Below are 22,927 nucleotides of genomic sequence, written 5' to 3' on the forward strand. Positions count from 1 at the left end.
CCCGCTGCGTGCCGGTCACGCAGAACCCCGCAATTGCATTACTGATCCAGCGCATCGAAGAACCCGCCTGATTTTCGGGCGGGGGACACCTCGGGACAGAGGCCCGAACCCCCGATGCGCATCACACCTCTACTACCGCTAGGAGAAGCCAGAATGGCACGTCTCGCCGGAGTCGACATCCCACGCGAAAAGCGCGTTGAGATTGCACTCACTTACATCTACGGGGTCGGCCGCACCAGCGCGCTGAAGACGCTGGAAGCCACCGAGATCGACGGCAACATCCGCGTCAAGGATCTCACCGACGATCAGCTCGTCTCGCTCCGTGACTACATCGAAACCAACTTCAAGGTTGAGGGTGACCTCCGCCGTGAGGTGGCCGCAGATATCCGCCGCAAGGTCGAGATCGGCAGCTACCAGGGTATCCGCCACCGCAAGGGCCTGCCCGTGCATGGTCAGCGCACCAAGACGAACGCTCGTACCCGTAAGGGTCCGAAGCGCACCGTCGCCGGCAAGAAGAAGTAATAGCCGGTCCACTCGACCATCACACAGAGCTTTTCAGGAGAATACTCAATGGCTGCACCAAAGACAGCGGCTCGTAAGCCGCGTCGCAAGGACAAGAAGAACGTGGTCGTGGGCCAGGCCCACATCAAGTCGACGTTCAACAACACGATCGTTTCGATCACGGACACCACCGGTGCTGTGATCAGCTGGGCTTCCTCCGGCGGAGTCGGCTTCAAGGGTTCGCGTAAGTCGACCCCGTTCGCCGCTCAGCTCGCTGCCGAGTCGGCTGCGCGCAAGGCGCAGGAGCACGGCATGAAGAAGGTTGACGTCTTCGTCAAGGGCCCTGGCTCCGGACGCGAGACCGCCATCCGTTCGCTGCAGGCCGCAGGCCTCGAGGTGGGGTCGATCAACGACGTCACCCCGCAGACGCACAACGGCTGCCGCCCCCCGAAGCGCCGTCGCGTCTAAGGAGCATTCGCTGATTCTCGGGGCGAACGATTCGTCGTTCGCCCCGGGAACGCGCCGGGGCTCCGAGTGAACCCCGGGTGCACAGAGGACACCCTCATTCCCGATACCGCATGAGTCATATAGCGGACTCCAGCGAAAGGACCACACACCTTGCTCATTGCACAGCGACCCACACTCACCGAAGAATCGATCTCCGAGCACCGTTCGCGCTTCGCGATCGAGCCGCTTGAGCCCGGCTTTGGTTACACGCTCGGCAACTCGCTGCGGCGCACGCTGCTGTCCTCGATCCCCGGCGCTGCAGTTACGAGCGTCCGCTTCGAGGGTGTCGCCCACGAGTTCACGACCATTGCGGGCGTGACCGAGGACGTCACCGAGATCATCCTGAACATCAAGGATCTCGTCGTCTCGAGCGAGCACGACGAGCCGATCACCGCGTACCTGCGCAAGACGGGTGCCGGCGAAGTGACCGCGGCTGACATTTCTGCACCTGCCGGTGTTGAGGTGCACAACCCCGAGCTCGTTATCGCGACGCTCAGCGACTCCGCACAGTTCGAACTGGAACTGACGATCGAGCGTGGCCGCGGCTACGTTTCGGCCGCGCAGAACCGGAACGAAGACGCAGAGGTAGGCCGGATCCCCGTGGATTCGATCTACTCGCCGGTCCTCAAGGTCACCTACCGCGTGGAAGCTACGCGTGCCGGTGAGCGGACCGACTTCGACCGCCTCGTCGTTGACGTCGAGTCGAAGCCCGCGATCAGCCCCCGCGACGCGATCGCATCGGCTGGCTCGACGCTGGTGGAGCTCTTCGGGCTTGCACGCGAACTGAACACCGCTGCCGAGGGCGTCGAGATCGGCCCCGCGCCGGTCGAGGTTGTCACGGAGGGCGAGCTCTCGATCCCGATCGAGGATCTCGACCTGTCGGTGCGCAGCTACAACTGCCTGAAGCGTGAGGGCATCAACACGGTGAGCGAGCTCGTTGCGCTCTCCGAGGCCCAGCTGATGAACATCCGCAACTTCGGTCAGAAGTCCGTCTTCGAGGTGCGCGACAAGCTCACCGAGATGGGACTGTCGCTGAAGGATGCAGTGCCCGGATTCGACGGCGCACAGTTCTACAGCTACGAAGACGACAACAACAACTAACGATCCGTCGGTCCCCGGCCCGATCGTATATTCAACGGAGTAAAGAATGCCGAAGCCCACGAAGGGCGCCCGCCTCGGAGGCGGCCCCGCACACGAGCGCCTGATGCTCAACCAGATGGCTGCGCAGCTCTTTGAGCACAAGCGCATCCAGACCACCGAGACGAAGGCGAAGCGCCTGCAGCCCATCGCTGAGCGCCTCGTGACGTTCGCGAAGCGCGGCGATCTTGCCGCACGTCGTCGTGCGATGCGTCAGATCACCGACAAGTCGGTCATCCACGAGCTCTTCACGGAGATCGCGCCGCTCGTCGAGAACCGCGAGGGTGGTTACACGCGCATCGTCAAGACCGGCTACCGCAAGGGTGACCGTGCGCCGATGGCCGTGATCGAGCTCGTGCTCGAGCCCGTTCAGCCCAAGGTGAAGGCCGCTAAGGCCGAGCCGAAGGCCGAGAAGGTCGAGGAGGCCCCCGCTGAGGAGGCTGTTGAGGCAACCGAGGTCACCGAGGCAGAGGCGACTGACGCCCCCGCTGAGGCTGCCGCGGAGGAAAAGGCCGAGTAGGTCTCGCTTCACCCTTCATAATGCCCCGCTGATCTTCGGATCAGCGGGGCATTATGCGTGTAGCGGGGCTACCGGCGGGGGAGCGCGAAGCCACGCGCTTCACCGGGCTGCTGGAGCGCTTCAAGCGCCCGTTGCACCGACTGAGCGTAGATCACGCCACCGCTGGGATTCGGGTGGATATCGTCACCGGCGAGCGCGTCCTCAACGCCAGTGACGGCACCCGTCCAATCGGCAACGACAACGCCGCGATGCGCCGCTGCAAATTCCGTGAGTGTCGTGTTGACCTGCGGAATCCAGTCGCGATCTGCGTGGGCGTTAACGAGGATGAGCGGCCGGTCCGCCGCAATCGTGAGAAGCTCGTCCAGCGATTCCGGCTCGACCGGTCCGTTGGTGCCAAGTCCCACGAGCAGTACTTGCCGGAGGGATCCGTCTGAGGCCCACTCGGCGGTGAGTTCAACTCCGACGCCCATGCCGCGTGAGACCGCTGCGTCGATCGCGATTCCGGGGAACGCGTCTTCGAGTTCGGGCAGGCTTGCGAGCATGACAGAGTCTCCGACCGCGCTGATCTCTGCGCCTTCGGGTACAAGCGGGGCATCCGGCGTCGCTGTGGGAGTGGCGCCAGGGCTGGGAGTGCTGCCGTCCTTGGTCTCGTTCCTCGGGTCCGGTGAGGACCGATCCTGAGTGTCGGGCGCGTCCGGGGGCTGCGTTTCTGGAGAGGTGGCTGTCGGCTCGGACCGTTCCAGCGCGGCCTGCCCACGTGCGATCGCTTCGGCCGCCGAGGTCTGGGCGGGAGCCGTCACAACCGCGGTGACGCCGGCGGGGATGGCCACAGCAAGGACAACGCCGAGCGCGATCGCTACGGTGCGCTGGCGCGGCGTGTAGTTGAGCGGTCGCACGAGTAAGCGGATAGATCGTCGGAGCCCGAAGCGACGCACAGGCTGCTCCACATACCGGTACGAGAGCGCCGCGGCGCCCAGCGTCGTCACGAGTGTCACAACTGCGACAAGCCAACTCTGCGCGGGGCCAAACGCTGCGGTAGCAATGAGCAGCAGGGGCCAGTGCCACAGGTAGATCCCATAGGAGCGCTCGCCAATCCAGCGCAGTGGCTGAACATCAAGTGCGCGGCCCACCACTGCTCCGGGACGGGTCACCGACCACACAAGCGCGAGCGCTGCGACAGTGGCGAGCTGGAATCCGCCTTGGAAACTCTGGGGGCTCCCCTCTGGCAGCGTCGCGGCCAGCCACGCGAGAACCGCAAGCGAGACCACGGTGACGATGCCCCAGCCAGTCTGCCTCGCGGGCCCCGCGGCCCGGTCCGGGGGAGCGGTCGCTTGCGGCTGGATGAGCGCCGCAAGCGCGGCCCCCCAGAAGAGTCCGAACGTGTGAGTATCGGAACCAAAGTACACGCGTGTCGGATCGGCACCCTGCAGGGACAGTTCGGCCATGAGAGCCGCGGAAACTACACCGAGAATGATCAGCGGGATGGCCCGGCTGCTGCGCCCTCGAAGTTTGAGGAGCAGGAGTACGAGAAGCGGCAGCAGGATGTAGAACTGCTCCTCGATAGAAAGTGACCAGGTGTTCCTAAAGAGCTCCGGCGTATCGCGGGCGAAATAATCGGCGCCGTTAGCGATAAACACCCAGTTACTCACGAAGAACGAAGCGCCCGCGATCTGGCTTCCAATGCCGACGAGCAGGTCGCCGCCCAGGGGTAGCGCGAGTGCTGCGCAGACGAGGAGCACCAGGCCGAGCGCGGGGAGGAGACGGCGCGCACGACGTCGCCAGAAATCTCCCAGACGTATCGTGCCGCTCAGTGCGGATTCACGGAGTAACAGGGACGTGATCAGGAACCCACTGATCGCAAAGAAGATGTCCACGCCGAGGAAACCGCCGGGCAGCGCGAGCGGGAAGAGATGGTAAGCGAGGACCAGGCCCACGGCGAGCGCGCGCAAGCCGTCGAGGCCGCCAAAGCGGGCAGGGCGGGTGGCGGCTGGAGTAAGAAGAGGGGGCATGGAGAAGCTTTCGGACCACGCACTGAGCGTGCGCGTCCGGATCTAGTGTACGCGGCGGAAGCTGGGCACGGTGTGCCCGGGAGCGTGGATCTGGCAGGATCGAAGGGTGACTTCCGAGCCTGCAGCACTTTCGACCCGTGTGCGCCTTGACCTTGCCTATGACGGCACGGACTTTTCGGGGTGGGCGGCTCAGCCGGGACTGCGGACGGTCCAGGGCGAGCTTGAAGCGGCGCTCAGGGTGCTGCTGCGGGCCTCAGAAGCGCGACTCACCGTAGGGGGTCGCACCGACGCGGGTGTGCACGCGCGAGGACAGGTAGCTCATCTTGATGTGACCGACGAGCAATTACGGAAGTGGTCTGGGCAGCGGAACGATCCCGAGGCATCCGAGCCCGACGCGAGCGCCTCGGCGACCCGCGCCCGGCGACTCACCGGGGTGTTGAAACGGAGCGCCCCAGACATTGCGGTGCACGCGGCCACGGTCGCACCTGCGAGCTTTGACGCGCGGTTCTCTGCCCTGCGCCGTCGCTATGAATACCGGGTACGCCCGAGTGGAGTGCGCCGCGACCCGTTGACTGCGAGGTTCACCGTGGATGTGCCAGCTCCACTGGATCTTGACGCGATGCAGGCGGCTGCCGACGAATTGCTCGGACTGAATGACTTCACGACGTTCTGCAAAGCCAGGGAGGGTGCCACCGCGGTGCGTGATCTGCTCAGCTTCGAGTGGCGGACCACCGAGGACGGAGCATTCGCTGCGCGGATTGAAGCCGACGCGTTTTGCCACTCTATGGTTCGTGCACTCGTGGGGGCAGTTGTCGCCGTCGGGAGTGGGCGGCTGACACTTGACGAGCTGCGGGTGCTGCGGGACGCGCGAGTGCGCTCGAGCCGGTTCACGGTCATGCCCGCGCACGGGCTCTCGCTTGAAGAGATTCGCTACCCCGAAGACGAGCACGCGCTCCGTGATCGCGCCGAGGCGACACGCGCTCGACGTGCCCCGATCGCGGGGGCATAGTTGCCGCTGCTCCGCCCCCACCGGAACCCCGCTCAGCCACCTCGCCGAAACTGAGTCAAATTATCCTCACCGATGACAATTAGGTGATATTTGGCTCACTCTCGATAAAACGCGTGGGGTAGGAGGGTGCGTGAGCCGGGTGCGTGAGTCCGGGGCGTGAGCCCGGGGGTGTAGCCGGGGGCGAAGTTGGTGCGGGTGCGAGGCGGGCCGGGGAAAGCCAGGAACCGGGGAGCGGGCGTACTGTGCTAAAGTTGACCCTTGGTGCGCAAGCATCCGATTTGTTGAGCCCTCCATCGCCCCAGCACCCTCACGGGACTGAGCAGCGGAGCGGGATTCACGAAACACCTCCAATTCGATAGAAAGCAGCACGATAGTGACTCGCACTTATTCGCCGAAGGCAGCTGATCAGAAGCACGACTGGATCGTCATTGACGCCGCAGACGTGGTCCTCGGCCGCCTGGCATCGCACGCGGCAGCTCTGCTCCGCGGCAAGCACAAGACGACGTTCGCTCCCCACATGGACATGGGCGACTACGTCATCATCATCAACGCTGACAAGGTTGTCCTCACGGGCAACAAGGCAGCAAAGAAGTTGGCCTACCGCCACTCGGGCTACCCGGGCGGCCTCCGCTCGATGAGCTACACCGAGCTGCTCGAGAAGAACCCCGAGCGCGCTGTGGAGAAGGCGATCCGCGGCATGCTGCCGAAGAACTCCCTCGGTGCAGACCTGTTCCGCAAGCTGAAGGTCTACAAGGGTGCGGAGCACCCGCACGCTGCGCAGCAGCCCACCCCGTACACCTTCGGCCAGGTCGCGCAGTAACTGCGCCCTAACAGACGTTAAGAGAGAGACTTCACAGTGACTGAAGAGCAGACCGTGGCCCCTGAGAGCTACACCACCGAGTCGCCCGCATCGCAGGCAACCGCAACCGCGCCCCGTCCCGCGCTCACCGTTCCCGGTGCAGCAGTGGGCCGTCGCAAGCAGGCAATCGCCCGCGTGCGCCTCATCCCGGGTTCGGGCACCATGACCGTCAACGGTCGTGAGCTCGCCGAGTACTTCCCGAACAAGCTGCACCAGCAGCTCATCACGGATCCCTTCACGGCGCTCGAGCTCAACGGCTCGTACGACGTCATCGCACGCATCGGCGGCGGCGGCCCCTCGGGCCAGGCCGGCGCACTGCGCCTCGCGATTGCTCGTGCCCTCAACGAGATCGACGCCGAGCACAACCGCCCGACGCTCAAGAAGGCTGGCTTCCTGAGCCGCGACGCTCGTATCAAGGAGCGCAAGAAGGCCGGTCTCAAGAAGGCCCGCAAGGCGCCTCAGTACTCGAAGCGCTAAGCAGGAGGCCTTCCCCTATGGGACGCCTGTTTGGCACCGATGGGGTTCGGGGTCTAGCCGGGGTCGATGTGACCGCCGAGCTGGCCCTGAACCTCGCCGACGCTGCGGCTCTCGTTCTTGGGCGTTCTGCCCGGAGCGAGAGCCGTCGCGCTATCGCGGTCGTTGCCCGCGATCCTCGGGTCTCCGGTGAGTTCATCTCGGCCGCGGTCGCGGCTGGACTCGCCTCAGCGGGTGTCGATGTGCTCGACGCCGGAGTGATCCCGACCCCCGCAGCTGCGTATCTCGTGGCCGACACCGGCGCTGATTTCGGCGTCATGGTGTCCGCCTCGCACAATCCGGCCGCCGACAACGGCATCAAGTTTTTCGCCGAGGGCGGGCGCAAGCTTGCCGACGACATCGAGGATCAGATCGAGGCGGCGCTCGAGCGTCCCGCGATCGCGGTGACCGGGCGCGAAGTGGGCCGGATTCGGCGCTTCGCTGACGCTGAGGATCGCTATCTCGTGCACCTCCTTGGCACGCTCGAGGGAATCCGTTTGGACGGTCTGCACGTGGTGCTCGACTGCGCGCACGGAGCGGCCGCCGGGATCTCTCCGGATGTCTTCTCTGACGCCGGCGCGAAGCTCACCGTGATTGGCAACGATCCCGACGGCTTCAACATCAACGACGGTGTGGGCTCGACCTACCTCGAGCCGCTAATTGCCGCGGTGCGTGAGAACGGTGCCGACCTGGGCATTGCCCACGACGGCGATGCTGATCGCTGCCTCGCGGTCGACGCGGACGGAAACGTCGTTGACGGTGACAAGATCATGGCGATTCTGGCCCTGTCGATGTCGGCGCGCGGCAAGCTCGAACAGAACACGCTCGTGGCGACGGTCATGTCGAATCTCGGGCTCAAGCTCGCTATGTCGGATAACGGCATCGACGTGATCGAGACCGGGGTGGGCGACCGCTACGTGCTCGAGGCCATCAACAAGCACGGCTACTCGCTTGGCGGCGAGCAGTCCGGCCACGTGATCATGAGCGAGTACGCAACGACCGGTGATGGGATCCTCACGGGCCTCCACCTCGCTGCGGAACTCGTGCGCACCGGTAAGACGCTTGCGGAACTGGCGAGCTGCATGCGGGTGTACCCGCAGGTGCTCGTGAACGTCCGCGGCGTTGACCGGTCCGGTGTCGCCGGTGACGACGTGTTGCAGCAGGCTGTGCGGCAAGCGGAGGTCGCTCTCGGTGGCCAGGGACGCGTGCTGCTTCGTCCTTCCGGCACCGAACCGGTGGTCCGCGTGATGGTCGAGGCGCAGGAAGTCAGTCAGGCGCAGAAGCTCGCTGACGACCTCGCAGCGATCGTCAAGGAGCGCCTCGCGGTCTGACTCGCATACGCGCTGATCTCATGCCCCCACTGTCCCCCGAACGGGGAGTACCGTGGGGGCATGAGTCTTTGGGTGCGCACTGCGCGAGTTGTCAGCGGGGTTGGCCTGGGCGCGGTTGCGGCGCTGCACGGCGTGTGGGCTGCCGGATCGTCCTGGCCGGCGCGGGATCGACGTGCGCTGGGGGAGGCCGTTGTCGGCAACTCCGAGGCGTTTCCGGGGCCGCGTGCCACGGCCACGGTTGCGGGTGTTGCCGCCACCGGCGCGCTGGTGACCGCTGGCGCGCTCGGGAACGGTCGGGGTGTTGTTCGTGTGCGCCGGCTCGCGGGACTCGCGTTGCTCACTCGGGCCGCAGTCGGCGGTGACGTGGCACTCGCGGCGCTCGGAATGCCCGCGGCCAAGGAGCAATTCCTGCGGCTCGACAATCGCTTCTACCGGCCGCTCTGCGCCGTGTTGGGCGCTGCGGTCCTGATCGGTGCGAGGCGCCGCCCAGCGCACCCCGAGGGCACCGCGCTGTAGCACCCCCGGCCCGGCGTCACAGCTTCCGCAGCAGCACCTTCTGTACTCGGTGATTCGCTTCTTTGCGGAGCACAAGTGAGGCCCGGGCGCGCGTGGGACGGATGTTCTCCACAAGGTTGGGTTCGTTGATGTTGTTCCAGAATTCGTCGGCGAGCGCGGAGGCGACGTCGTCGTTGAGGCCCGCGAAGCGGCTGAAGTGAGAATTGGGATCCGCAAAGGCACTCTCGCGGAGCCGCAGGAAACGGTTTCGGTACCACTGGTGGATATCCGAGGTGCGCGCATCCACGTACACGGAGAAGTCGAACAGGTCGCTGACGGCGAGCGGGTGTTCCATCGAGGCGGGCTGCAACACGTTCAGACCTTCCACGATCAGAATGTCGGGGCGGCGCACAATCGTGTACTCATCCGGCACGATGTCGTAGAGCAGGTGGCTGTAGTGCGGCACGCGCACCTCATCGATTCCCGCCTTGACCTGGGACACGAAGCGGAGCAACGCTCGGCGATCGTAGGATTCCGGGAAGCCTTTGCGGTGGGAGATCCCGCGACGCTCCAGCTCCGCGTTCGGGTAGAGGAAGCCGTCGGTGGTGACGAGCGACACCTGCGGCGTTTCGGGCCAGCGGGCAAGCAAATCGCGCAGAATACGGGCCACGGTGGACTTCCCGACGGCGACGGATCCGGCGATCCCGATCACAAACGGGCTCGGCCGATCTCCATTGCGACCGAGGAAGCCGCGCGTGCGCGCATGCATTTCCCGAGCGGCTATGGCGTACTGGTTGATGAGCCGGGAGAGGGGGCGATAGACCTCGGATACCTCCGCGAGATCGAGGGGCTCACCCAGGCCGCGAAAGGCCTCAACCTCGTCCTCAGTGAGGGGCATCGGTGTGGAGCCTGCGAGCCGCGCCCATTCGTCTCGACCGATCTCAATAAAGGGGGAGGTGAACTCGGGACGCACGAGTGGGATCGTATCGGTGCTCACCTCGCGAACCCCGTCGGACCCGCCGTGAGTGTCTGCGATGACACGGCTGGAGCGCGGGCTGGAAGTCTGTGGTGTGTGGATCTCGGCCATTGTCCATCCATGCTGCCATTAAACTAGTCCGCATGTGCGGAATCGTCGGATATGTTGGCCCGAATGATACGGTCGGCGTGCTCATTAATGGACTGCGACGGCTGGAGTACCGGGGGTACGACTCGGCCGGGATTGCGGTAATCGACGACACCGGAGGTGTCGCGGTCCGCAAGCGCTCGGGCAAGCTCGCGCGCCTTGAAGAGCTGCTCGCGGATAGCCCGGTTGCTGCCGCGCACGCAGGAATCGGTCACACGCGGTGGGCCACGCACGGCGGCCCGACCGACGAGAACGCCCACCCGCACCTCGGTGACGACGGCAAGCTCGCGGTGATCCACAACGGCATCGTCGAGAACTTTGCCGAGCTGCGTGCGGAAGTTGAGGCCGCGGGCGTTACGCTGATCGGCGAGACCGACACCGAAGTGGTGGCAGCGCTGCTCGGCTTGGAGACCGCGCGGACGAAGGATCTCGAAACCGCGTTCCGGAACGTTGTGACCCGCCTCCACGGCACGTTCACTCTGCTCGCTACGCACGAGGACGAGCCCGGCAAGATCGTTGCCGCGCGTCATCACTCGCCGCTCGTCGTGGGTTTGGGTGACGGCGAGAACTTCCTCGGTTCTGATGTTGCCGCGTTTGTCTCCTCAACGCGACGCGCCGTCGCGGTCAACGAGGACAACATCGCGGTCATCACCCCCGAATCGGTCCGAATCACCGACTTTACGGGTGCTCCGGTGGAGTACACGGAGTTCGAGGTCGAGTGGGACGCCGAAGCCGCGGACAAGGGCGGCTGGTCTTCCTTCATGGCGAAGGAGATCAACGAGCAGCCGGAGGCCGTGGCGAACACGGTGCGCGGGCGCGTTGAGGGCGACCAGGTCATCATTCCCGAGCTTGACGCCCTGGGTGATGAGGTACTCCGCAACGTAGATCGCATTGTCATCATCGCCTGTGGCACGGCCTCGTACGCGGGGCAGGTCGGCGCCTATGCAATCGAGCAGTGGGCACGCATCCCGGTGGAGGTGCAGCTCAGCCACGAGTTCCGCTACCGCGACCCGGTGCTCTCCGAGCGCACCCTGGTGATCTCGGTGAGCCAGTCCGGCGAGACTATGGACACGCTCATGGCGGTCAAGTATGCGATCGAGCGCGGCGTGAAGACGATCTCGGTCTGCAACACGCAGAGTGCCACGATCCCGCGCGAGTCGCACGCGGTGGTCTACACGCACGCGGGCCCGGAAGTCGCGGTTGCCTCGACGAAGGCGTTTATCGCGCAGATGACGGCGCTCTATCTCATCGGTCTGCACCTGGGGCGCGTGCGTGGCACGTTGTCGGCGGAGGCTTCTGCGGCCGCAGTGCAGCAGTTCGCTGAGCTTCCGGAGAAGGTGCGCGAGGCCGTGGATACCCACGAGGAAATCGCGCAGCTCGCCCACTGGATGGCGGATACCCGCTCGGTGCTGTTCCTGGGGCGCCACGTTGGCTACCCGGTGGCGCTCGAGGGCGCACTGAAGCTCAAGGAGATCGCCTACATTCACGCCGAGGGCTTTGCCGCCGGCGAGCTGAAGCATGGCCCGATCGCTCTGATCGATCACGGACAGCCTGTGTTTGTGCTGGTTCCGAGCCCGCGCACCTCGCCGCTGATGCACGCGAAGGTTGTGTCGAACATTCAGGAGATCAGGGCGCGCGGCGCTCGCGTGATCGCGCTCGTCGAGAAGGGGGACACCTCGGTGCTGCCCTACGCGGACGAGGTCATTCGCCTACCCCTCTCTGACGGGTTGTTTGATCCGTTCCTCCAGGTGGTGCCGCTGCAGTGGTTCGCGCTGGAACTGTCGACGGCGAAGGGCCTGGACGTGGACCAGCCCCGCAACCTCGCGAAGTCGGTCACGGTCGAGTAGCGGGCTGCGGCCGGGGTTTCCTCGGCCGCTTCCCCGCTTGGAGCACCCCACAATGGAATCAGCAGGGCGGAGCGAATGATCATCGGGATCGGCGTCGACACTGTCGATATCGCACGCTTTGAACGGCAGCTTGAGCGCGTTCCTGCGCTGCGCGCCCGGCTGTTTACTCCGGGGGAGCAGCCTCTGCGCCCCGCTTCGCTCGCCGCGCGCTTCGCCGCGAAAGAGGCGCTGATCAAGGCGCTGGGCGGATCAGACGGGGTGAGCTGGCAAGACATGGATGTGGTCCGGGGGGCAGATCGTGCCCCCTCCTTTGCTCCGACTCCCGGCCTCACTGCGGCGCTGACAGCGCGCGGCGGCGATCGCATCCACCTCTCTATGACGCATGACGCGGGGCTCGCCACGGCGTTCGTGATCGTCGAGCACACGGGTGCGGCGGCGTACGATCAAGACAGTGTGACGGCGGCGGATCAGGCCCCCACAGAGGAGACGAGGTCGACATGAGGACTGGCTCGATGCGGGTCGCGGAGATCTCACTGCCCGCGATCCGACACAATGTGGCACGCGTGCGTGAGCTCACCGGGGGCGCCGTGATCGTGGTGGTGAAGGCCGGTGGCTACGGCCACGGTGCCGCAATCACCGCGCAGGCAGCCCTTGAGGGTGGCGCTACGATCATCGCCACCGCAGACCTTGAGGAAGCGCTCGCGCTGCGAGAGGCCGGGGTCACCGGGCCGATCCTGTGCTGGTTGCACGGGGTGCGCGCGGACTTCGGCGAGGCCGTGCGCGCTGACATTGAGCTCGGGATCAGCGATCTGCCACAGCTTGAGCGGGCCGCGACTGCCGCCCAGGAGCGTGGCCGCTCCGTGACAATTCACCTGAAGGTGGACACCGGTTTGAGTCGCAACGGTGCCTCTGAGCGCGACTGGGACGCCTTCTTCGCCCGCGCTGCCGCTCTCGAGTCCGCGGGCACGGTCCGAGTCCGCGGGATCTTTAGCCACCTCGCCAACGCTGGCGCGGAGGCCGACCGGGCACAGGCTGCCTGCTTCGATGACGCCATCGCGCGACTGCGCGCGGCGGGCGTTGACCCGGAACTGCGGCACCTGGCCGCAAGTGCGGCGACGCTCTCGTCTCCGCACTTGCACTACAACGCTGTGCGCGTGGGAATCGCTGCGTATGGGCTCAGCCCGTTTGCAGACAAGACATCTGCGCAGCTGGGCCTGATCCCGGCGATGACGCTGCGTTCGGAGATCGTGGCCCTCCGGGGCGTGCCAGCCGGCACCGGGGTGTCTTACGGCTTCAACCACGTGTGCGAGACAGCTACGACTCTGGCGCTCGTGCCGATGGGCTACGCCGACGGGATGCCGCGCGCGCTCAACGGTTCTGGCGCATGGGTCACTGTGGCCGGCGAGCCGCGGCCCATCGTCGGCCGCATCGGCATGGATCAGTTCATCATCGACGTGGGTCCGCTCGCCGGGCGGCTTTCCCTGGGCGATCCCGTCGTGCTCTTCGGCGACCCCGAGTGCGGGTATCCGCCTGTTGAGATCTGGTCGGGGCTCATGCGCACAATCAACTACGAGATCGTTGCGAGCATCGGCCCGCGGGTGCTCCGGGTCCCCGCTGAAACTCCGCTACCGTGACCGAGAGATCGATGCGCAGCAGCGTGCATGAGGTCGTTGACCCGGAGGCGATGCACACGCTGGGGCTGCGGCTTGGTGGCGTCCTGCGCGCGGGAGACCTCGTGCTGCTCACCGGACCGCTCGGGGCCGGGAAGACGACGCTGACCCGGGGAATCGGGGAGGGGCTCGGTGTGCGGGGACCCGTGCAGAGCCCCACGTTTGTGCTGGCGCGGACCCATCCATCACTTGTGGGCGGTGCGCCGCTCGTGCACGTCGATGCGTATCGCCTTGCCGGGGCGGACGAGCTCGACGATCTGGACCTCGACTTTGAGGGGTCAGTTGTCGTTGCGGAGTGGGGTGCAGGACTCGTGGACACGCGGGAGTCCTGGCTCGAAGTTGTGATCGAACGGCCGACCGGCGGCGATGACGAGGAAGACATGGACTGGTCCGAGGCCCCGATCGAGGCGCGCACTGTGACGCTGCACGGGACCGGGCCGCGCTGGGCGGAGGAGACGCTGTGACACCGATCGAGATTCCGGAGCTCGGGGAGCACGTACTCCTCGCGATTGACACCGCGATTGGCACATCGGTCGCGCTCGGTGCTGATGGGCGGATCTGGACTGCGGAAAGCCTCGACGCGCGCGGCCACGCCGAAGCGATCGGCGGGCTGCTCGCCGCCGTGTTTGCTGAAAGTGGCGTCGCGCCGGATCGGGTCACCGGCGTCATCGCGGGAATCGGGCCGGGTCCGTTCACAGGCCTCCGCGTGGGCATCGCGGCAGCGCACGCGTTTGCGCTGGGCCGCGGGGTGCCAGTGATGCCACTCGAAGGCCACGAGGCCGTCGCGCTTGAAATCTTGGAACAGGGGGCCACCGCGGGTGTCCGAGTGGTGCAGGACGCGCGCCGCCGAGAACTCTTTGTGACCGAGTACTCGGGTCTCAGCTGGGCTGGTATCCCCGAGACGTTGAGCGGGCCGGTACTCGTGGCTCGTGCGGACTACATGCCGGTCACCAATGAGGTCTGGCCGGAGACAATCCCCGGCGCCGCGCTCATCAGGCTCGCCGCGCGCCGCTTGGCCGCGGGCCAGCCCTTCGCGGAGGATCGCGCGCAGTACCTGCGCGCTCCCGATGTGGTGCAGCCGGGTGCCCCGAAGCGGGTCAGCACGTGAGCGAGACCCCGCAGGCATCCGTGGCCACGCGGATCCGTCCCGCAACCAGTGCCGATCTCGACGCGCTGTGGCAGATCGAATCGACAGTGTTCGCGGATTCTGCCTGGAGCCGCGTCTCCCTCGCTGAAGAACTCGCCGCGGAGCACCGCAGCTACCTCGTGTTGGAGACTGTGCCGGAGGACGGCACAGCTCCGGCAGTGTGGGGCTACGGGGGCGTTTTTGTCGTCGGTGCGGTGGGCGATGTCCAAACGATCGGCCTGCTTTCCGATGCGCGCGGTGCCGGGAACGGTCGACGCCTGATGGAAGCCCTCATCGCTGCGGCCGCCACCCGCGGTGCGCGGGAGCTTTTCCTTGAGGTGCGCGCCGACAACCCCGTTGCGCACGCGCTCTACGTGTCGCTGGGTTTTGCGGAGATCGGCGTGCGCCCTCGCTACTACCAGCCGGAGGGTGTGGACGCGATCGTGATGCGAGCTGAATTGAAGGAGAACCGATGAGTGCGAGCGCACCGTCCGCCGAGCCGCTGGTCCTGGGGATCGAAACGAGTTGTGACGAGACCGGCGTCGGGATCGTCCGGGGTCGCACGCTGTTGGCGAACGCGATCGCTTCGTCGATGGACGAGCATGCCCGATTCGGTGGCGTGGTTCCCGAGGTCGCTGCACGGGCGCACCTCGAAGCAATGACGCCGACGATCCAGCAGGCGCTCGCCGATGCCGACGTGCGGCTCGAGGATCTCGACGCGATCGCGGTCACGAGCGGACCCGGCCTTGCTGGTGCGCTCATGGTCGGCGTCGCGGCCGCAAAAGCGCTCGCGGTGTCGCTCGGGAAGCCCCTCTACGCGGTCAATCACCTTGTGGGCCATGTGGGCGCCGACCTGCTCCAGGGTGAAGGACTGCGGCCCGCGGTCGGGCCTGTCGGTGAGTTCGAGCTGCCGACAGTCGCGCTCTTGGTATCCGGGGGCCACACCTCGCTCCTGCTTGTGCGGGATCTCGTCAACGACGTGGAACTGCTGGGCGAAACGATTGACGACGCGGCCGGGGAAGCCTTCGACAAGGTTGCCCGCCTGCTCGGACTCCCGTACCCCGGCGGGCCGCAGATCGATCGCGTGGCAGCGACGGGCAACCCCGAGGCGATCCGCTTCCCGCGCGGCCTGTCCCGGCCGAAGGATCTTGAGCGGCATCGCTACGACTTCTCCTTCTCGGGTCTCAAGACCTCCGTTGCGCGCTGGGTGGAAAAGCACGAGGCAACGGGCGAACCGCTTCCCGTGGCAGACGTTGCGGCGAGCTTCCGCGAAGCGGTCGCGGACGTACTGCTCACAAAGGCGCTCGCAGCGTGCGCGGATCTTGGCGTTCCGCGCCTCCTGCTGGGGGGCGGCGTGGTCGCGAACGCGCGGATCCGGGAGCTGGCGGAGAAACGGGCCGCGGCTGCAGGGGTGACTCTCCGGGTACCGCCGCTGTCGCTGTGCACCGACAACGGGGCCATGATCGCCTCGCTCGGCGCGCAGCTTGTGGCGACGGGGCGCGCCCCGTCGAGCCTGGACTTCGGGGCTGACTCGACCCTGCCGGTGCAGCAGGTACAGGCGGAGTAGACGGCCCGTCCCCACTCGACACCCGTGAAATGTGCGGCGAACAGGGGCGAATCTGTGCAAATTCGGAATTTCGGGTACTGCTTGCGCACAACGTTCCGTAGGCTCGATACATACGGAGCTCACAGAGCCGCCGTGTCACCGTTCGACACCAAGGAGAATCATGTCTGAGAACCTGCCGGGCAACGACCCGAACCCGAGTCCCGTCCCGCCCCAGAACTCCGTGCCCCCGCAGGCACCGGTCCCGCCCCAGGCACCCGCGGCGCCCTACCCGTCGGCACCACAGCCGGGCTACGGAGTTGCGCCCGTGCAGCCCAAGGGTCTCGCGATCACCGGCATGATCCTCGGCATTGTGGGTCTGCTGTCCTCGATCGTGCTGTTCTTTATCCCCGTGTTCGGTCCGCTGCTTGGCGTTGTCGGCGTCATCCTGAGCATCGTGGCAATCGTGAAGAAGCAGTCCAAGGGGATGGCGATCACCGGCATTATCACGGGTGCACTCGCGATTATCGTGGGCGTCATCATCTGGATCGGACTGCTTGTCGCGGCGAGCCAGATCGCAAACAACCCCGAGTTCCAGCAGGAGCTCGAGCAGCTGCAGCAGCAGCTCGAGGAAGAATCCTCCACCACGAACTAGAGGCAGGCTCCGAGACTCTGTTCTCGGGGGAATCGGGCCCGCAACCACTCAGCACGACGGCAAGCTGCTGAGTGATTGCGGGCCCGCGCACGTTAATGTGGCGGATCCGGCCACCCAGGCCCGACCTGCTCCTTATGCTCGGTGCGTACGGAATCCCGGACTGTCCCGGGGTTCATATCCGGTTCGCACGCAAGGAGCGTCGTGTCTGACAACCAGCCGAACACCGAGTTTCCGCCGCACCGCAGTCCTCCGCCGGGAGGCTTCCCGCCACTCGCGGAACCCGGCCTCCCTCCAGTACCCCCTCCACAGGCCACGGTCCCCTTCGTCCCCAAGGGCTTCGCGATCACAGGCATGGTCGTGGGAATTGTGGGAGTTGTCATGTTTTTCGTCCCGTTCTGGGGCCCGATCGTCTCGCTGATCGGCCTGATCTTTGGGATCGTTGCGACTGTCAAGAAACAGCCGCGTGGCCTGAGCCTGACCGGAATCATCACAGGGTCGGTCGGGATCGTGATCGGCTTGGCCCTTTGGATCTGGATCTTCGTGTGGGCCGCCCAAACGGTGCAGGAGGTCGCGAACGATCCGGCAGTCCAGCAACAGATCGAAGAACAGCTCGAACGCGAGGCAGCACAGTTCGAGTAGCTTGTGTGATGCCGGTCTAGCCGGGCAGCCCGCGCTGGGTGACGCGTTCCGCGAGCAGCGCCACGTGCGCACCGGCTGCGCGGGTGAGGAACAGCGTTGCTCGTTTGGAGCCGCGGAGCTTGAGCCGGGCACGCAGTGCTGCAGGGTCGACATCGGCCCCGCGCTTCTTGATCTCAAGCGTCCCGATCCCGCGCGTCGCGAGCGCCTTGCGGAGCTCTTTTTCGCGCACAGGGAGTTCCTCCAGGATCCGGAACGGTTGCGCGAATGCGGTCGGGACGTGACGGTCCGCGGTGAGGTACGCGATCCCATCGCTGAGCATGCCCGCACCGATCTGCTGCGCGAGCTTGCCGATGAGGCGCGCGCGGATCACGGCGCCGTCGGGCTCATACAGGTACTCGCCGCGCTCGCGGACGTCCGCGTCGGCGCTGTCCGCGTCCGCACTCAGTTCGGCGGCGCTGCCGTCCCGAAGCACCAGGGCTGACCGCTTTATTCCGGGTCGGGCCAGTGCGCCAAACCAGAGGCCGGTCTCGACAACCTGGCCGTCGACCGACACCCACTGGGCCTCTGCGGCATCCGGAATGAGTTCGCGATCAAGACCCGGTCCGAGCTTCACTCCGGTCGGGAGATGCTCCGCAAATCCGAACGCAAAGTCGAGCGAGGGGGAGTAGTCACTGGGTGAGGCGACTCGGCGGGTGTCGGAGTGGCCGGCCGTGCGGCGGGCGGGGTCGAGGAACACCCCGTCAGCGTCGCCCGATCCCAACATCTCGGCGTCGCCGACCCGTACCTCCGGAAGCGGCTTACGATGGTGCGCCGCGGCGACCCCCAGATTGTGCGCGGCGATGCGCGCGGTCATCGGATCCCGCTCCACGGCGAGCGGAGTAATCCCGGCCCCGAGCAGCGCGATCGACTCGGCCCCGATGCCGCACCCGAGATCGGCAACGCGCGTGCACCCCGCGTCGCGGAAGCGGGCGGCGTGCCGCGCCGCCACGCCGGCTCGGGTCGCCTGTTCGAGGCCGGCCGGAGTGAAGAGCAGTGACATGGCAAGATCGCCGAACTTGGCGCGGCCCTTGAGTCGCAGCATTGCCTGCGTGAGGACCGCGGCTGTCTGCTCTGGCGTGAGACCGCCGCGGCGGAGTTCGGTGTTGAGGCGCGTAGGGTCGGCACCGCCCGCGAGTTCGCCAGCGGTGCGGCTCAGCGCATCGAGCCCAGCGTTCTCAAACAGGAAATCCCATCCCGGGGGTGCATCGGTGCTCACCGGACTACATGACGGGCGCGGCCGCAGCGACGACCCCGACCCAAATGAAGAACGCGATCAGCAACGCCCAGAACGCCACCTGAATGTACCCGAGGATGAGCGCGGCAATGGCGAGGCCACGCCCGCCCTCGCCGGTGCGTTTGATCTGGTTCAGACTGATGTGACCGAGCACGACGGGTGCCACGAACGGCGCAACAAATGCGGAGATCAGCGCGAGGATCGCCAGCGTGTTCGTCGCGACCACGGAGCGGGTCTGTACCGGAGCGGCGACCGGGTACACCGGTGTTTGCGGATCCTGCCATGCCGGGGTCCCCGGGTACCCCGGAGTGGGGTACTCGGGCGCGGCGTAGACCGGCGGTGCGTACCGCGGGCCCTCGGTGCTCTGAGGGTCCTGCGGCGGCGTGGTGCCGGGAGGTGGCTGCTGGGTCACGGGGTCCGGCTTAGTAGCTGTAGCTCGGAATCGACTCGGCTGCAAGGCCGACCATCATCACGATGAACCCGATGTAGAGCACCAGGAAGATTGCGAGGAACGCGAACGATGCGTAGCCGATGATGAGCCCGGTGAGCGCGATGCCGCGTCCCGAGTCCCCGGTGCGCTTGATCTGGCTCAGGCCCATATGGCCGAAGACGATGCCGGCGACGGGGGAGAAGAAGGCGAGGATAATCGAGAGGAACGCAAACGTGTTCGTCTTATCCAGTGTGGTTCCCTGGGGGGTCGTCCGCGCCGCAGCCGGTGCTGCCTGGTACGGGGCACCATACGGGGCGGGTGCCTGCGCATACGCGGGCACCGACTGGGCCGGAGTCTCGGCCGGGGTGGGCTGAGCGCTCGCGGGCAACTGCACCGTCGGCTGCGTCATTCCTGCCGCGGTCGTCGGGTACTGCTCGGTCGCAGCGCTGCCCTCGGCGGGAGGCTGCGGGGATGCGCCGGCCTGGGGGTCCTGTGGCATCGACATGATTTCTCCTTGGGGCACCGGTGTATTCAGGGGAAGCGGCCCCATACAGCCCCGTCCTCGGTTGTGGCCAGTCTACCGGCGGGGTCTGAATGTGGGAGGATTCCGGCGGGAAGTTCCTGGTGTGTTCCCAGTGGCGCGTTCGCTTTCCGCGATCCTTCGAACTGGCACTCCCCTTGCATGAGTGCCAACAGGCGTCCTAGACTCTGAGGTAGACGCGCTCGCATCGGGCGGGCGCGAGAAGTCTCGTCAACCTGGAAAGAGGTCAACTGTGTCGGTTGCCATCAAGCCGCTCGAGGATCGTATCGTTATCAAGCAGGTCGAGGCCGAGCAGACCACTGCATCCGGTCTCGTGATCCCGGATAGCGCCAAGGAAAAGCCGCAGGAAGGCGAAGTTGTGGCCGTGGGCCCCGGCCGCGTTTCCGACAGCGGCACCCGCATCCCGCTCGACGTTGCTGTGGGCGACGTCGTCATCTACTCGAAGTTCGGTGGCACCGAGGTCAAGGTTGGCGGCGACGACTACCTCGTCCTGTCGGCACGCGACATCCTCGCAGTCGTCACGCGCTAACTCGCGACACGTGCGAACGGGCACCCTGGCCTTCGGGCCAGGGTGCCCGTTGCGTTTTTGTGCCGGATACGCAGGGCCGGTCTGCGCGAGCCCAGTGCGGGAGTAGACTGAATCGGTGAAACAAACGCGCGCCGGATTGGGATACGGATTCTCTGCCTATCTGCTCTGGGGCGCGTTCCCGTTCTATTTCGGCCTGATCGCGATGGTCAACCCGCTGGAGGTCGTCCCGTGGCGGGTGGGCGCGACCCTGGTCTTCTGCGCGATCCTTGCTACGCTGACCCGGCGCTGGCGCAGCATTGTGCAGATCCTGCGCACGCCCCGTCTCCTGGGCTGGTTCGCGCTCTCCGCGCTGCTGCTGTACGCAAACTGGCAGATCTTTGTCATCGGCGTGATGAGCGGGCACGTCATCGAGACCTCGCTCGGCTATTTCATCAACCCGCTGTTCACGATCCTGATCGGGGTCGTGGTGCGCGGCGAAAAGCTGAGCCGGATGCAGTGGACCGCGGTGACGATCGCGGCGGTCGGCGTCGCTGTTGCCGCGGTAGCCTACGGGAGCTTCCCGTGGATCGCGCTCGGCCTCGCGGTGTCCTTTGGGCTCTACGGGGCCGTGCATAAGCACGCAGGTGAGTCGGTCGACGGCCTGACCGGGCTGACCGTCGAGACGCTCACGACCGCCCCGATCGCGGTGATCCAGATCATTTGGGTGGCGAGCACCGCCGGCCTCGCCGCCTACACGTATGGCACGGGTGTGCTCGTGCTTGTGCTGTTCAGCGGGGTAATGACGGGCATCCCGCTGATTCTGTTCGGCGAGGCGGCTCGCCGCCTGCCGCTCTCATACCTCGGGTTCTTGCAGTTCCTGACCCCGATCCTCGGCTTCTTGTACGGCTACTTCGTGATGCACGAAGAAGTGTCGGCCGGGCGCTGGATCGGGTTTGTCGCCGTGTGGATTGCACTTGTGATCTTGATTATTGACATGGTGATTCAGCTCCGGCGTTCGCCCGGAGCGCAGCTCAATACGGGCCCGATTCCCTTAGACTGAGTGTGGTGCGGTGGCCTCACCCCGGGCTTCGCCGTACCCACCAGTCTCCAACCACAACACAGATGAGGTTCCATGGAACAGCGTGATCCCTTCGCCTTCACCGGTCTGACCTACGACGATGTGTTGCTCCTGCCTGGGCATACCGACGTCATCCCCAGCGAGGCAGACACCACCACCCAGCTCACCCGGCGTATCTCGCTGCACATCCCGCTCGTTTCTGCGGCGATGGACACCGTCACCGAGACCCGTATGGCTGTGGCGATGGCCCGCAATGGCGGGCTCGGGATCCTGCACCGCAACCTGTCGATCCAGGATCAGGCCGAAATGGTCGACCGGGTGAAGCGCAGCGAAGCGGGCATGATTACGAATCCCGTCACTACCACCGTCGATGCGACGGTGGCTGAGGTTGATGCGATCTGCGGCGAGTACCGCGTGTCGGGCCTGCCCGTCGTGGACTCGAACGACGTGCTCCTCGGCATTATTACGAACCGCGATATGCGCTTCATCGATCCGAAGGATCGCGCCAACGTGCGCGTTTCCGAGGCGATGACCCGGATGCCGCTCATCACGGGTCCCGTGGGCATTGCTCGCGAGGAGGCCGCGGCCATCTTCCGGAAGCACAAGATCGAGAAGCTTCCCCTTGTCGACGGTGAGGGGCGCCTCACCGGTCTCATCACCGTCAAGGACTTCGACAAGGAAGAGCAGTACCCGTACTCCACCAAAGATGACGCCGGCCGCCTGCGCGTGGGTGCCGCGGTGGGCTTCTTTGGCGATGCCTGGAAGCGTGCCGGGCAGCTTGTCGATGCGGGCGTGGACGTGCTCGTCGTGGACACCGCGAACGGCGACAGCCGTGGCGTGCTCGACATCATCGCGAAGATCAAGGCCGACCCTGCGTTCGCCGCGGTCGACGTCATCGGCGGTAACGTCGCGACGTACGCTGGCGCGAAGGCGATCGTCGAGGCCGGTGCCGATGCGGTGAAGGTCGGCGTGGGTCCCGGGTCGATTTGCACCACGCGTGTGATCGCGGGCGTGGGCGTGCCCCAGGTCACTGCCGTGTACGAAGCGGCAAAGGCTGCGACCCCGGCTGGGATCCCCGTGATCGCTGATGGTGGCCTGCAGTACTCCGGCGACATCGCGAAGGCACTCGTGGCCGGCGCGTCCTCCGTGATGATGGGCTCGCTGCTTGCGGGAACCGATGAGAGCCCGGGCGACCTTGTCTTCGTGGGCGGCAAGCAGTACAAGAACTACCGTGGCATGGGCTCGCTCGGCGCGCTCCAGACCCGGGGTGAGCGCACGTCCTACTCGAAGGATCGCTACTTCCAGGCCGACGTGCCGAGCGACGAGAAGCTGATCCCCGAGGGCATCGAGGGGCAGGTTCCGTACCGCGGTCCCGTGGGTGCCGTCACGCACCAGATGATCGGCGGACTGCGCCAGTCGATGTTCTACGTAGGCTCGCGCACAATCACCGAGCTCAAGGAGCGCGGCAACTTTGTGCGCATCACCGCGGCGGGGCTCAAAGAGTCGCACCCGCACGACGTGCAGATGGTCGTCGAAGCACCGAACTACAAGCGCTAGGTGTACCCGGCCAGGACGTTGGTAGCGGCGAGCCTGGTTGAAATCACGAGAACCTC

General features: G+C 66.0%; 26 protein-coding genes. 21 read left to right on the forward strand and 5 right to left on the reverse strand.

Going from position 1 to position 22,927, the window contains the following annotated elements:
* The first annotated feature begins 153 nt into the window (after window positions 1-153).
* The 4 genes from rpsM (at window position 154) to rplQ (ending at window position 2,665) form a co-directional block, all read left to right on the forward strand.
* The gene (gene rpsM / locus FM113_RS03885) at window positions 154-522 is read left to right on the forward strand and encodes a 30S ribosomal protein S13 (RefSeq protein ID WP_087011707.1); all 369 of its coding nucleotides are present in this window, start codon (window positions 154-156) and stop codon (window positions 520-522) included.
* A gap of 48 nt (window positions 523-570) precedes the next feature.
* The gene (gene rpsK, locus FM113_RS03890; RefSeq protein WP_025133724.1) at window positions 571-969 is read left to right on the forward strand and encodes a 30S ribosomal protein S11; all 399 of its coding nucleotides are present in this window, start codon (window positions 571-573) and stop codon (window positions 967-969) included.
* A gap of 150 nt (window positions 970-1,119) precedes the next feature.
* The gene (locus FM113_RS03895) at window positions 1,120-2,109 is read left to right on the forward strand and encodes a DNA-directed RNA polymerase subunit alpha (RefSeq protein WP_087011709.1); all 990 of its coding nucleotides are present in this window, start codon (window positions 1,120-1,122) and stop codon (window positions 2,107-2,109) included.
* Between the two features lie 46 nt (window positions 2,110-2,155).
* Window positions 2,156-2,665: a 50S ribosomal protein L17 gene (rplQ, locus tag FM113_RS03900; RefSeq protein WP_087011711.1), complete on the forward strand. Its 510-nt coding sequence runs from the start codon at window positions 2,156-2,158 to the stop codon at window positions 2,663-2,665.
* A 68-nt stretch (window positions 2,666-2,733) separates the two neighbouring features.
* Here the strand turns inward: rplQ and FM113_RS03905 are convergent, their stop codons facing one another.
* Entirely contained in the window at window positions 2,734-4,674 is a 1,941-nt protein-coding gene (locus FM113_RS03905) for an acyltransferase family protein (protein ID WP_087011713.1), read from the reverse strand.
* 106 nt (window positions 4,675-4,780) lie between these two features.
* On the opposite strand from FM113_RS03905, the gene truA reads away from it, so the two are divergent.
* The 5 genes from truA (at window position 4,781) to FM113_RS03930 (ending at window position 8,902) form a co-directional block, all read left to right on the forward strand.
* Window positions 4,781-5,683 carry a tRNA pseudouridine(38-40) synthase TruA gene (gene truA, locus FM113_RS03910; protein ID WP_087011715.1) on the forward strand — a complete coding sequence of 301 codons (903 nt, stop codon included), beginning with the start codon at window positions 4,781-4,783 and terminating at the stop codon, window positions 5,681-5,683.
* Between the two features lie 373 nt (window positions 5,684-6,056).
* Entirely contained in the window at window positions 6,057-6,503 is a 447-nt protein-coding gene (rplM, locus tag FM113_RS03915) for a 50S ribosomal protein L13 (RefSeq protein ID WP_087011717.1), read from the forward strand.
* Between the two features lie 36 nt (window positions 6,504-6,539).
* Window positions 6,540-7,019 carry a 30S ribosomal protein S9 gene (gene rpsI, locus FM113_RS03920; protein WP_087011719.1) on the forward strand — a complete coding sequence of 160 codons (480 nt, stop codon included), beginning with the start codon at window positions 6,540-6,542 and terminating at the stop codon, window positions 7,017-7,019.
* 17 nt (window positions 7,020-7,036) lie between these two features.
* A complete protein-coding gene (glmM, locus tag FM113_RS03925; RefSeq protein WP_087011721.1) occupies window positions 7,037-8,386 on the forward strand; it encodes a phosphoglucosamine mutase in 1,350 nt (449 codons plus the stop codon).
* A gap of 60 nt (window positions 8,387-8,446) precedes the next feature.
* Window positions 8,447-8,902 carry a DUF3995 domain-containing protein gene (locus FM113_RS03930; RefSeq protein ID WP_087011723.1) on the forward strand — a complete coding sequence of 152 codons (456 nt, stop codon included), beginning with the start codon at window positions 8,447-8,449 and terminating at the stop codon, window positions 8,900-8,902.
* A 16-nt stretch (window positions 8,903-8,918) separates the two neighbouring features.
* On the opposite strand, the gene coaA is transcribed toward FM113_RS03930, so the two are convergent.
* Entirely contained in the window at window positions 8,919-9,968 is a 1,050-nt protein-coding gene (gene coaA / locus FM113_RS03935; protein ID WP_087011725.1) for a type I pantothenate kinase, read from the reverse strand.
* A 32-nt stretch (window positions 9,969-10,000) separates the two neighbouring features.
* Here coaA and glmS point away from each other — a divergent pair, with 32 nt between their 5' ends.
* From glmS to FM113_RS03980, 9 genes are all read left to right on the forward strand, one after another.
* Window positions 10,001-11,851 carry a glutamine--fructose-6-phosphate transaminase (isomerizing) gene (glmS, locus tag FM113_RS03940; protein WP_087011727.1) on the forward strand — a complete coding sequence of 617 codons (1,851 nt, stop codon included), beginning with the start codon at window positions 10,001-10,003 and terminating at the stop codon, window positions 11,849-11,851.
* A 75-nt stretch (window positions 11,852-11,926) separates the two neighbouring features.
* Entirely contained in the window at window positions 11,927-12,352 is a 426-nt protein-coding gene (locus FM113_RS03945) for a holo-ACP synthase (protein WP_087011729.1), read from the forward strand.
* Window positions 12,349-13,485, forward strand: coding sequence for an alanine racemase (alr, locus tag FM113_RS03950; RefSeq protein ID WP_254908854.1), 1,137 nt, complete (start codon window positions 12,349-12,351; stop codon window positions 13,483-13,485). The genes FM113_RS03945 and alr overlap by 4 nt, the downstream gene beginning before the upstream one ends.
* A gap of 50 nt (window positions 13,486-13,535) precedes the next feature.
* Window positions 13,536-13,985 carry a tRNA (adenosine(37)-N6)-threonylcarbamoyltransferase complex ATPase subunit type 1 TsaE gene (tsaE, locus tag FM113_RS03955; RefSeq protein ID WP_254908860.1) on the forward strand — a complete coding sequence of 150 codons (450 nt, stop codon included), beginning with the start codon at window positions 13,536-13,538 and terminating at the stop codon, window positions 13,983-13,985.
* The gene (tsaB, locus tag FM113_RS03960) at window positions 13,982-14,629 is read left to right on the forward strand and encodes a tRNA (adenosine(37)-N6)-threonylcarbamoyltransferase complex dimerization subunit type 1 TsaB (RefSeq protein WP_254908855.1); all 648 of its coding nucleotides are present in this window, start codon (window positions 13,982-13,984) and stop codon (window positions 14,627-14,629) included. Before tsaE ends, tsaB begins: the two co-directional genes overlap by 4 nt.
* A complete protein-coding gene (gene rimI, locus FM113_RS03965) occupies window positions 14,626-15,123 on the forward strand; it encodes a ribosomal protein S18-alanine N-acetyltransferase (RefSeq protein ID WP_254908856.1) in 498 nt (165 codons plus the stop codon). The genes tsaB and rimI overlap by 4 nt, the downstream gene beginning before the upstream one ends.
* Window positions 15,120-16,214, forward strand: coding sequence for a tRNA (adenosine(37)-N6)-threonylcarbamoyltransferase complex transferase subunit TsaD (gene tsaD, locus FM113_RS03970; protein ID WP_087011733.1), 1,095 nt, complete (start codon window positions 15,120-15,122; stop codon window positions 16,212-16,214). The genes rimI and tsaD overlap by 4 nt, the downstream gene beginning before the upstream one ends.
* 160 nt (window positions 16,215-16,374) lie before the next feature.
* Window positions 16,375-16,845, forward strand: a complete 471-nt coding sequence (locus FM113_RS03975) for a DUF4190 domain-containing protein (protein ID WP_087011735.1) — start codon at window positions 16,375-16,377, stop codon at window positions 16,843-16,845.
* Window positions 16,846-17,046: 201 nt separating this feature from the next.
* Window positions 17,047-17,484, forward strand: a complete 438-nt coding sequence (locus tag FM113_RS03980; RefSeq protein ID WP_087011737.1) for a hypothetical protein — start codon at window positions 17,047-17,049, stop codon at window positions 17,482-17,484.
* Between the two features lie 16 nt (window positions 17,485-17,500).
* Here FM113_RS03980 and FM113_RS03985 read toward each other — a convergent pair whose 3' ends face one another.
* The 3 genes from FM113_RS03985 to FM113_RS03995 are packed head-to-tail and all read right to left on the reverse strand — an operon-like array spanning window position 17,501 to window position 19,692.
* Window positions 17,501-18,739: a class I SAM-dependent methyltransferase gene (locus FM113_RS03985; protein ID WP_254908857.1), complete on the reverse strand. Its 1,239-nt coding sequence runs from the start codon at window positions 18,737-18,739 to the stop codon at window positions 17,501-17,503.
* Window positions 18,740-18,743: 4 nt separating this feature from the next.
* Window positions 18,744-19,169, reverse strand: coding sequence for a DUF4190 domain-containing protein (locus tag FM113_RS18370; protein ID WP_254908858.1), 426 nt, complete (start codon window positions 19,167-19,169; stop codon window positions 18,744-18,746).
* Between the two features lie 10 nt (window positions 19,170-19,179).
* The gene (locus FM113_RS03995; protein WP_254908859.1) at window positions 19,180-19,692 is read right to left on the reverse strand and encodes a DUF4190 domain-containing protein; all 513 of its coding nucleotides are present in this window, start codon (window positions 19,690-19,692) and stop codon (window positions 19,180-19,182) included.
* A gap of 268 nt (window positions 19,693-19,960) precedes the next feature.
* Between FM113_RS03995 and groES the strand changes: the two genes are divergently transcribed.
* From groES to guaB, 3 genes are all read left to right on the forward strand, one after another.
* Window positions 19,961-20,257, forward strand: a complete 297-nt coding sequence (gene groES / locus FM113_RS04000) for a co-chaperone GroES (protein ID WP_087011741.1) — start codon at window positions 19,961-19,963, stop codon at window positions 20,255-20,257.
* A gap of 115 nt (window positions 20,258-20,372) precedes the next feature.
* Entirely contained in the window at window positions 20,373-21,296 is a 924-nt protein-coding gene (gene rarD, locus FM113_RS04005) for an EamA family transporter RarD (RefSeq protein ID WP_087011743.1), read from the forward strand.
* 72 nt (window positions 21,297-21,368) lie between these two features.
* Window positions 21,369-22,871 (forward strand): IMP dehydrogenase, encoded by a 1,503-nt coding sequence (gene guaB, locus FM113_RS04010; RefSeq protein ID WP_087011745.1) that lies wholly within the window; start codon window positions 21,369-21,371, stop codon window positions 22,869-22,871.
* Window positions 22,872-22,927: the final 56 nt, after the last annotated feature.

Origin of the sequence: Leucobacter sp. 7(1), assembly GCF_900163635.1 — a bacterium.
Taxonomy (GTDB): Bacteria; Actinomycetota; Actinomycetes; order Actinomycetales; family Microbacteriaceae; genus Leucobacter.

What these genes read in the sequence shown, in the direction of transcription:
- glmM (WP_087011721.1), top strand. Translation starts at nt 7,037, where the DNA reads ATGGGACGCCTGTTTGGCACCGATGGGGTTCGGGGTCTAGCCGGGGTC.
- tsaD (WP_087011733.1), top strand. Translation starts at nt 15,120, where the DNA reads ATGAGTGCGAGCGCACCGTCCGCCGAGCCGCTGGTCCTGGGGATCGAA.
- rpsK (WP_025133724.1), top strand. Translation starts at nt 571, where the DNA reads ATGGCTGCACCAAAGACAGCGGCTCGTAAGCCGCGTCGCAAGGACAAG.
- guaB (WP_087011745.1), top strand. Translation starts at nt 21,369, where the DNA reads ATGGAACAGCGTGATCCCTTCGCCTTCACCGGTCTGACCTACGACGAT.
- rpsM (WP_087011707.1), top strand. Translation starts at nt 154, where the DNA reads ATGGCACGTCTCGCCGGAGTCGACATCCCACGCGAAAAGCGCGTTGAG.
- FM113_RS03945 (WP_087011729.1), top strand. Translation starts at nt 11,927, where the DNA reads ATGATCATCGGGATCGGCGTCGACACTGTCGATATCGCACGCTTTGAA.
- FM113_RS03930 (WP_087011723.1), top strand. Translation starts at nt 8,447, where the DNA reads ATGAGTCTTTGGGTGCGCACTGCGCGAGTTGTCAGCGGGGTTGGCCTG.
- FM113_RS03905 (WP_087011713.1), bottom strand. Translation starts at nt 4,674, where the DNA reads ATGCCCCCTCTTCTTACTCCAGCCGCCACCCGCCCTGCCCGCTTTGGC.
- FM113_RS03995 (WP_254908859.1), bottom strand. Translation starts at nt 19,692, where the DNA reads ATGTCGATGCCACAGGACCCCCAGGCCGGCGCATCCCCGCAGCCTCCC.
- coaA (WP_087011725.1), bottom strand. Translation starts at nt 9,968, where the DNA reads ATGGCCGAGATCCACACACCACAGACTTCCAGCCCGCGCTCCAGCCGT.
- alr (WP_254908854.1), top strand. Translation starts at nt 12,349, where the DNA reads ATGAGGACTGGCTCGATGCGGGTCGCGGAGATCTCACTGCCCGCGATC.
- tsaE (WP_254908860.1), top strand. Translation starts at nt 13,536, where the DNA reads ATGCACACGCTGGGGCTGCGGCTTGGTGGCGTCCTGCGCGCGGGAGAC.
- FM113_RS03975 (WP_087011735.1), top strand. Translation starts at nt 16,375, where the DNA reads ATGTCTGAGAACCTGCCGGGCAACGACCCGAACCCGAGTCCCGTCCCG.
- glmS (WP_087011727.1), top strand. Translation starts at nt 10,001, where the DNA reads ATGTGCGGAATCGTCGGATATGTTGGCCCGAATGATACGGTCGGCGTG.
- rplQ (WP_087011711.1), top strand. Translation starts at nt 2,156, where the DNA reads ATGCCGAAGCCCACGAAGGGCGCCCGCCTCGGAGGCGGCCCCGCACAC.